Genomic DNA, 8,377 nt, shown 5'->3' with positions numbered 1-8,377 from the left:
TGCACCGGCTGCGCGCGGCGGCGGCCCGGCTGAGCGGCAGCCCGGGCGCGGCTCCCCCGCCCCGGCCGACCCGGCGCGGCCGGGCCTTCGACGTGGCCCTCGCCCTCTTCCTCGCCCTCACCAGTGGGCGCTACGCCACCATCGCGGGCGGCCCGCACGAGACGGCCCTGTCCTGGCTGCTGCTGGTGGTGCCGCTCGTTCCGCTGCCGCTGGTGCTGCGCCGCCGCTTCCCCCTGGCGGTGCTGTGGACGGTGCTGCCGGGCGCCCTGCTGGTCCGGCACCAGTCGGAGGACATCGCGTACTCGGCGGGCGTGGCGGTGATGGTCGCCGCGTACAGCGCGGCCGCGTACGGGCGCCGCGGGACGGCCCTGCTGCTGAGCCTGCCGGCCGCGACCGTCGCGCTCGTGGTGCTCTTCGCCGCGGCCAAGCTGCCGCACTTCCCCAACGGGGTGATCGCCGTCCTGGTCATGGTGCCGGTGTTCGCGGTCGCCTACGAACTGCGGATGTGGCGCCGCCGGGTGGACGAGGGGCGCGAGCGGCTCTCCGTCCTGGAGCGCGAGCAGCTGGCCGCGCTGCAGCGCGCGGTCGAGCTGGAACGGGCGCGCATCGCCCGGGAGTTGCACGATGTCGTCACCCACAACGTGAGCATGATGACGATCCAGGCCGGGGCCGCCCGCAAGATCCTGGACACCGCCCCGGACAAGGCCCGTACGGCGATGGCCGCGGTGGAGTCCGGCGGCCGCGCGGCGATGACCGAACTTCGGCACGTGATGGGCCTGCTGACCATCGACTCGGAGACCGGCGACGCTCCGGCCGCCGAGGCCGACCTCAGTCCGCAGCCGGGCCTCGGCCGTCTGGACGCGCTGGTCCAGGGCGTCCGTCAGGCCGGGCTACCGGTCGAACTGAGCGTCCGCGGCGAGCGCCGGCCCGTCCCGCCCGGGGTCGAGCTGGCCGCCTACCGGGTCGTCCAGGAGGCGCTCACCAACACCGTCAAGCACGCGGGCGGCGCGGACGCCGCGGTCACCGTCGAGTACGCCCCCGGACAGCTGCGGGTGGAGGTCACCGACACCGGTGGCCGCCCCACCGGCGCCGCCGCGACCGGCAACGGACGCGGCCTGCTCGGCCTGCGCGAACGCCTCGCCGTCTACGGCGGCACCCTGCACACCGGCCCCCGGCCGCGCGGCGGTTACCGCGTCACGGCCCTGATCCCCCTGGAGAGTTCATGAGCGAGCAGCCGCTGCGGGTGGTGGTCGCCGACGACCAGGCCCTGGTCCGCACCGGGTTCCGGCTGATCCTGGAGTCGGAGGGCATCGAGGTCGTGGCGGAGGCCGAGGACGGCGAGCAGGCCGTCTCCGCCGTCCGGCGCAGCAGGCCGGACGTGGTGCTGATGGACATCCGGATGCCCGGCCTGGACGGGCTGGAGGCCGCCCGCCGGATCCTGGCGGACCGCGCGCAGGAGCCGCCGCGGATCATCATGCTGACCACCTTCGACCTGGACCACTACGTCTACGCGGCGATGGCCGCCGGGGCCAGCGGCTTCCTGCTGAAGGACGTCACCCCGGAGCACCTGGCCGCCGCCGTCCGGCTGGTCCGCACCGGGGACGCGCTGCTCGCCCCCGCGATCACCCGTCGGCTGGTCGAGCGCTTCGCCCGCCCGGACGATCCGGCCTCCGCCGTCGCACCGCACCGGGAACTGGGCACCCTCACCCCGCGCGAGCTGGAGGTGATGGCACTGCTCGCCCGCGGCCTCAGCAACGCCGAACTCGCCGCCCGGCTGCGGTTGTCCGAGGCGACGGTGAAGACGCACGTGGCCCGGATCCTCGGCAAGCTGGGCCTGCGGGACCGGGCCCAGGTGGTGGTCGCGGCGTACGAGACCGGGCTGGTCAGCGTGGGGTCGGTGGCCGACCCGGCCGTGGGCCGGTGACACGCGGCGGGAGCCCTGGGGCAGGCCCCGGGCTCCCGCCGCGTCATCCGCGGGTACGGATCAGACGAGGTCGAAGCGGTCCGCGTTCATGACCTTGACCCAGGCCGCGACGAAGTCCTCGACGAACCTCTCCTTGGCGTCGTCGCTCGCGTACACCTCGGCGACGGCCCGCAGTTCGGCGTTCGAGCCGAAGACCAGGTCGGCGCGGGTGCCGGTCCACCGGGCCCGGCCCGAGTCGTCCCGGCCCTCGAAGGTGTGCGCGTCCTCCGAGGTGGCCTTCCAACTGGTGTCCAGGTCCAGCAGGTTGACGAAGTAGTCGTTCGTCAGCACGCCCGGGGTCCCGGTGAGCACCCCGTGCGTGGACCCGCCGTAGTTGGTGCCCAGCACGCGCAGGCCGCCGACCAGCACGGTCAGTTCGGGCGCGCTGAGGCCCAGCAGGTTGGCCTTGTCGAGCAGCAGGTACTCGGCCGGCAGCCGGTTGCCCTTGCCGACCCAGTTGCGGAAGCCGTCCGCCTTGGGCTCCATCGCGGCGAAGGACTCGGTGTCGGTCAGCTCCTGCGGCGCGTCCACCCGGCCGGGCGCGAACGGCACCTCGACGGCCACCCCGGCCGCCTTGGCGGCCTGCTCGATGCCGACGCCGCCGGCCAGCACCACCAGGTCCGCGATCGAGACCTGCTTGTCGCCCGCCTGTGCGTTGAACTCCTGCTGCACGCCTTCCAGGGCGCGCAGCACGGAGGCCAGCCGGTCGGGCTCGTTGACCTCCCAGCCGGCCTGCGGCTGGAGCCGGATGCGGCCGCCGTTGGCGCCGCCGCGCTTGTCGCTGGAGCGGTAGGAGGAGGCGGCCGCCCAGGCGGTGGAGACCAGCTCGGACACCGGCACGCCGGTGGCGGCGATCCGCCGCTTGAGGTCGGCGACGTCGGCCGCGCCGATCTGCTGGTACGTGGCCTCCGGCAGCGGGTCCTGCCAGAGCAGGTGCTCGCTGGGGACCTCGGGGCCGAGGTAGCGGACCACCGGGCCCATGTCGCGGTGGGTCAGCTTGTACCAGGCGCGGGCGAAGGCGTCGGCGAACTCCTCCGGGTTCTCCAGGAACCGCCGGGAGATCGGCTCGTAGACCGGGTCGAAGCGCAGCGACAGGTCGGTGGTGAGCATGATCGGCACGTGCCGCTTGCCCGCGTCGTGCGCGTCCGGCACGGTGCCCTCGCCGGCGCCGTCCTTGGGCTTGTACTGCCACGCGCCGGCCGGGCTCTTGGTGAGCTCCCACTCGTAGCCGAACAGCGTCTCGAAGAAGCTGTTGTCCCAGGTGATCGGGGTGGGCGTCCAGGTGCCCTCCAGACCGCTGGTGATCGCGTCGCCGCCGACGCCGGTGCCGAAGGCGCTCTTCCAGCCGAGGCCCTGCTGTTCGATCGGGGCGTCCTCGGGGGCCGGGCCGACGTTGTCGGCCGGGCCGGCGCCGTGGGTCTTGCCGAAGGTGTGGCCGCCGGCGATCAGCGCGACGGTCTCCTCGTCGTTCATCGCCATCCGGTAGAAGGTCTCGCGGATGTCGCGGGCGGCGGCGATCGGGTCCGGGTTGCCGTTGGGGCCTTCGGGGTTGACGTAGATCAGGCCCATCTGGACGGCGGCCAGCGGGTTCTCCAGCTCGCGGTCGCCGGTGTAGCGCTCGTCGCCGAGCCAGGTGGTCTCGGGGCCCCAGTAGACGTCCTCGTCGGGCTCCCATTCGTCGACCCGGCCGCCGCCGAAGCCGAAGGTCCGGAAGCCCATGCCCTCCAGGGCCACGTTGCCGGACAGGATGATCAGGTCGGCCCAGGACAGGGCGCGCCCGTACTTCTTCTTCACCGGCCACAGCAGACGGCGGGCCTTGTCCAGGCTGGCGTTGTCGGGCCAGCTGTTCAGCGGGGCGAAGCGCTGCTGGCCACCGCCGGCGCCGCCGCGGCCGTCGCTGATCCGGTAGGTGCCGGCGCTGTGCCAGGCCATCCGGATGATGAAGGGGCCGTAGTAGCCGAAGTCGGCCGGCCACCATTCCTTCGAGGTCGAGAGGACCTCCTGGATGTCCCGCTTGACGGCCGGGAGGTCGAGGGTCTCGAAGGCCTCGGCGTAGTCGAAGTCCGCACCGAGCGGATTGGCGACGGCCGGGTTCTTCGCAAGGATCTTCAGATTGAGCCGTTCCGGCCACCACTGGCGGTTTCCGCCGCCCTGGGTGGGGTGCGGCGCGCGCCCGTGGTTCACCGGGCAGCCCTCCGCCTTCGCCTCTACGCCGGTTGCATCGTGGATGTCAGACATGGGAATCCTTCCCTCACAAGGCGGATCACGGTGTCTTCTCTGCTACCTACGGCACCTACTGCTGCTGTCTGGTCCTAGCGCGCCACGTGTTGCCATTGCCCGTCACTGTGTACGGCAGCGACGGGAGTCACGTGCTGCTGCTACCCAGGCTAGCGCCGGAGCCGATCCTACGATGGACGGAATCCAAGTCAAGAAAGACACCAAGGACATATCCGATCGGGATCCGGAGGACGCCGGAGGTGAATTGGTAAACTCCGATCCTCCCCTTGACCTGAATAGGTGAACCGATATGAGTGACCTGCTGGAGCGGCTGCGCGGGCGCGGCTGGCGCCTCACGTCCCAGCGGCGTGTCGTGGCCGAGGTCCTGGACGGCGAGCACGTGCACCTGACCGCCGACGAGGTGCACGCCCGGGCGGCGGAGCGCCTTCCGGAGATCTCCCGGGCGACGGTCTACAACACCCTCGGCGAACTGGTCACCCTGGGCGAGGTGGTCGAGGTGTCCACCGACGGGCGCGCCAAGCGTTACGACCCGAATGCGCACCGCCCGCACCAGCACCTGATCTGCACCGGCTGCGGCGCCATTCGCGACGTCCACCCGCAGGGCAACCCGCTGGCCGACCTCCCGGCCGAGCAGCGCTTCGGGTTCGCCGTGTCGCAGGCGGAGGTCACCTACCGGGGGCTGTGCCCGGACTGCACGGGCTGATCGCTCCGGCGGTCGGCCCGTGGACCTTCCGCGCGGAAACCTGGACGTGTAGTGTCCCGGTTATGCGCATGGGCGAGGGAGTCGAGTGGGGCCTGCACTGCTGCCTCACGCTGGCCTGGCTGGACGACGGCCGACCGGTGCCGACCGCACGGCTGGCGGCCTGGTTCGATCTCCCGCCCGCCTACCTGACCAAGCGCCTACAGGCGCTCGTCCGGGCCGGCATCCTCAGCTCCGCCCCCGGCGCCCGGGGCGGCTTCCGGCTGGGCCGCCCGCCGGAGCGGATCACCCTGATGGACGTGGTCGCGGCCATCGAGGGCCCTGACGACCTCTTCCGCTGCTCCGAGATCCGGCAGCGCACGGAGGGGGCGGCCGCCGCCGGCGACGACTTCCGGCGCCCGTGCGGGGTGGCCACCGCGATGCGCAGGGCCGAACTGGCCTGGCGGCGCGAGCTCTCCGGGCAGACGGTGGCCGACCTGATGGCCGCCGCACCCTCCGGGGCTGCCGAACGCACCCGGCGACACTACGCGCGACTGACGGGCTGAGCCCTCCGCTTCCTCCTTCGCGGCCCTGCGGGTCCGCCGTGCGCGGCCCCGCAGGGCGCTCGTCGACCTCCGAGGTGAACCTGGATGTCCGATGTCCTGCGAGCGTGGACCGCGGGCAGATCACCGTCCCCGGCAGGGCCGGTCGGGGTCGCGCGGGGGCGTGGTGCCACTCCCTCGGTCGCGGCCGCCACGTGTCGGGGGTGCCGCGCCACGCGGTCGCGTGCACGACTCCGTCGGCGGGCGGCAGTGGCTGGTATGCCGTGATGATTGTTGTATGTGGGTACAGGCGGATCACGAACCGGATGACGCCCGCCACCGGGAGTTCGGGGTCACACCGCTGCACGTCGCGGCGGCCTCCGCGGCTGCCGGACCCCCGCAGCCGTCCGGGCGGATGCTCTCCGGCATGCTGACGGACCAGCCGTTCGTGGGACCGCGGCGGTCCGCCTCGGCCGCCCGCGCCCGGCCGGTTCGCCGTGGCTTCCCGTTCGACCGGGCGCACCGCCACCGGAGCGCGCGGTGAAGCTCCCGGGCCGCGGCGGGGCCGACCGGCACCGTGCGACGGAGCCGGGCGGGACGGAGCCCCGGGCGCCCGCCCCGCCGGCATGGATACGCTGGCTGCCGGCCATTTATGTCGCGGTCATCCTCGCGCTGGAACCGATCACTCCCGTGCAGTGGCCGGTGAGCTTTCTGCTCATCGCCCTGCCCGTCGTCGCCGCCTACGCCCACGGTCCCGCCTTCGTCGCCGCCATCACGGTCTTCGCCGTGATCTTCGAAGGCGTCCTGGCGGGCACTCCGTGCTGTGCGGACCGCGCCGTGGGCTATCTGTGGGACCGCCACTACGTGGCCACCTACTTCTCCACGGCACTGGTCGGGGTGCTGGGCGCCCTTCTGGCCGCCCACCGAACGCGCCGGGAACGCACCCTGGCCACCGTGCGCTCGGTGGCCGAGACGGCGCAGCGCGTGCTGCTGCGTCCGGTCCCCCACCTCCTGGGCCGCATCAGCATCGAAACCCTGTACCTGTCGGCGGCTGCGGAGGCCCGGATCGGCGGCGACCTCTTCGAGGCGATGAGCACCGCGCACGGTGTGCGCCTGCTGATCGGCGACGTCCGGGGCAAGGGCCTGCTCGCGGTGGAGACGGCCGCGGCGATGCTGGCCGCCTTCCGCGAGGCCGCGTACGACGAGCCCGATCTGCCCGCGATAGCGCGCAGACTGGAGAGGAGCATGAGCCGCCGAGCCGCCCAGCTCCCCGGCAGCGAGGAACGCTTCATCACCACTGTGCTCGCCGAGATTCCGGAGGACGAGCCCGTGGTCCGCATCGTCAACTGCGGCCACCCCCCGCCCCTGCTCATCGACCAGGGCCGGGTCAGCGAACTGGCCCCGCGTGATCCGTCACCGCCCCTCAACCTCGGTGTGCTGCTCGGCGGCGACTACCACGTCGACGTGGAGCCCTTCCGTCCGGGCGACCAACTGCTGCTGTACACCGACGGCGTGACCGAGACCCGCGACCACACCGGAACCTTCTACCCGCTCACCCAGCGTGTCCGCGACTGGACCGCCCTGCCGCCACGCGAGCTTCTGAACAGCCTGCACCGGGACCTGATCGCGTACAGCGACGCCGCCCTCGACGACGACATCGCCGTGCTCATCGCGCAACGGCTCCCCGACGGGAAGGAGCCGGCCCACACACCGGGCCCGCCCGGGGCGAGTTGAAGGGCGGGCTCCGCGGCGGCGACAGCACGGGACGGCGGCGCCGGCGCGCACTGGTCACGTGGGCTCCGTCGGCACCGCCCTCGCTCGCTACCTGCCCCAGATCGTCCGGTACGCCTGGCGGTAGCCCGGTGGGTCCCAGGAGGTTGCTCCGCCGCTGTTGGCGGCCGTGGTGATGTGGACCGGGGCGACGTAGCCGCTGGCGGGCTGGTGGGAGAAGGCGCGGTTGAACTCGTCGACGATCTGCCAGCCCTGCGCGGTGAGGGGCTCGGGGATGGTGGCGGCCTGGAACTGTCTGCTGTCGATGCGCTGGAAGGCCGAGGGGTCGCCGTCGCCCGCGCCGATGTTGTACGGGGTGCCGTTGCCGGGCCTGCCGGCCGCGCGCAGGGCGGGCGCGGCGTCGGCGAAGTACAGGTCGTTGATGGCGACGGAGTGCGTCCACTGGCCCTGGAAGCGGGCGAGGAGGGCGGAGACCTCCTGGGGGGTGCGGACGGTCGCGTCCGGGATGGGGATGTTCGCGGACGCCAGAAGGCTCACGCCGGGGCAGGTGGCGAGTCCGCCCTTGATCAGTTGGGACTTGTTCTTGGCGAACGGGATCGAGTCGTCGGTGAAGACGACGACTCCGGCGTTGCCGTCGGACTCCGCGATGACCCAGTCCGCGCTGAGCCGCGCGACGTCCCCGACGCTGGTGGTGATGTTGCTGAAGAGCGGGGGGTTCGTGCTCGGCCCGGGGGCCTCGACCGCGTGCCAGCCGATGAGCGGGATGTGTGCCGTGCCGGCCTGCGCGACCTGTTGCGAGGTCAGGCCCGGGTCGAAGCCACCGATGACGATGCCCGAGGGTCGGAGGTTCACCGCCTGGCCGAGCGCCGCCTGGATGCCGGCGGGCGTGCCCTGTCCGTCGATCACCCGCACGCTCCAGCCGATGACTGTCGCGGCTTCGATGACGCCCCTGGCGACGCCCGCCACGCCGGGGTTGGTCATGGTCTGGGCGACGTAGACGATGGTCCTGCCGGGAACCGCGCTCGGGCCGCTGGTGGGGCCGTTCCAGGGGGTGTCGGCCTGCTCGGCCTGCTGGACGTCCGCCTTCGCCCTGGCGAGGGTGGCCGGGCAGCCGGCCCTCGACGGCCCTGCGACGGGGGCCCCGGTCCCGGTCGACACGCCGCGCTCGCAGCCGTCCAGGGCGGTGCCCGCCATTGCCAGCACGACTGCCGCCAGCACGGTCGC

General features: G+C 72.9%; 7 protein-coding genes. 5 read left to right on the top strand and 2 right to left on the bottom strand.

The genetic code is table 11. The features are described 5' to 3' along the window. Nucleotides 1-8 precede the first annotated feature (8 nt). Together KS423_RS08900 and KS423_RS08895 are read left to right on the top strand one after the other, a co-directional pair. The gene (locus KS423_RS08900; RefSeq protein ID WP_224276931.1) at nucleotides 9-1,226 is read left to right on the top strand and encodes a sensor histidine kinase; all 1,218 of its coding nucleotides are present in this window, start codon (nucleotides 9-11) and stop codon (nucleotides 1,224-1,226) included. Beyond that, nucleotides 1,223-1,924, top strand: a complete 702-nt coding sequence (locus KS423_RS08895) for a response regulator transcription factor (RefSeq protein ID WP_224276922.1) — start codon at nucleotides 1,223-1,225, stop codon at nucleotides 1,922-1,924. Before KS423_RS08900 ends, KS423_RS08895 begins: the two co-directional genes overlap by 4 nt. A 60-nt stretch (nucleotides 1,925-1,984) precedes the next feature. Here KS423_RS08895 and katG read toward each other — a convergent pair whose 3' ends face one another. After that, the gene (gene katG / locus KS423_RS08890) at nucleotides 1,985-4,201 is read right to left on the bottom strand and encodes a catalase/peroxidase HPI (RefSeq protein WP_224276920.1); all 2,217 of its coding nucleotides are present in this window, start codon (nucleotides 4,199-4,201) and stop codon (nucleotides 1,985-1,987) included. A 289-nt stretch (nucleotides 4,202-4,490) separates the two neighbouring features. Between katG and KS423_RS08885 the strand changes: the two genes are divergently transcribed. The 3 genes from KS423_RS08885 to KS423_RS08875 all read left to right on the top strand — a co-directional run bounded on the left by KS423_RS08885 (nucleotide 4,491) and on the right by KS423_RS08875 (nucleotide 7,156). Beyond that, nucleotides 4,491-4,904: a Fur family transcriptional regulator gene (locus KS423_RS08885; RefSeq protein WP_224276918.1), complete on the top strand. Its 414-nt coding sequence runs from the start codon at nucleotides 4,491-4,493 to the stop codon at nucleotides 4,902-4,904. 62 nt (nucleotides 4,905-4,966) lie between these two features. Further along, nucleotides 4,967-5,446 (top strand): Rrf2 family transcriptional regulator, encoded by a 480-nt coding sequence (locus tag KS423_RS08880; RefSeq protein ID WP_224276916.1) that lies wholly within the window; start codon nucleotides 4,967-4,969, stop codon nucleotides 5,444-5,446. A gap of 678 nt (nucleotides 5,447-6,124) precedes the next feature. Then, nucleotides 6,125-7,156, top strand: a complete 1,032-nt coding sequence (locus KS423_RS08875; RefSeq protein ID WP_224276914.1) for a PP2C family protein-serine/threonine phosphatase — start codon at nucleotides 6,125-6,127, stop codon at nucleotides 7,154-7,156. An 87-nt stretch (nucleotides 7,157-7,243) separates the two neighbouring features. On the opposite strand, the gene KS423_RS08870 is transcribed toward KS423_RS08875, so the two are convergent. Then, entirely contained in the window at nucleotides 7,244-8,347 is a 1,104-nt protein-coding gene (locus KS423_RS08870) for a substrate-binding domain-containing protein (protein ID WP_224276929.1), read from the bottom strand. Nucleotides 8,348-8,377 lie beyond the last annotated feature (30 nt).

Source organism: Streptomyces sp. LS1784, assembly GCF_020103755.1.
GTDB lineage: Bacteria > Actinomycetota > Actinomycetes > Streptomycetales > Streptomycetaceae > Kitasatospora.
This window is presented reverse-complemented; position numbering and strand designations above follow the sequence as displayed.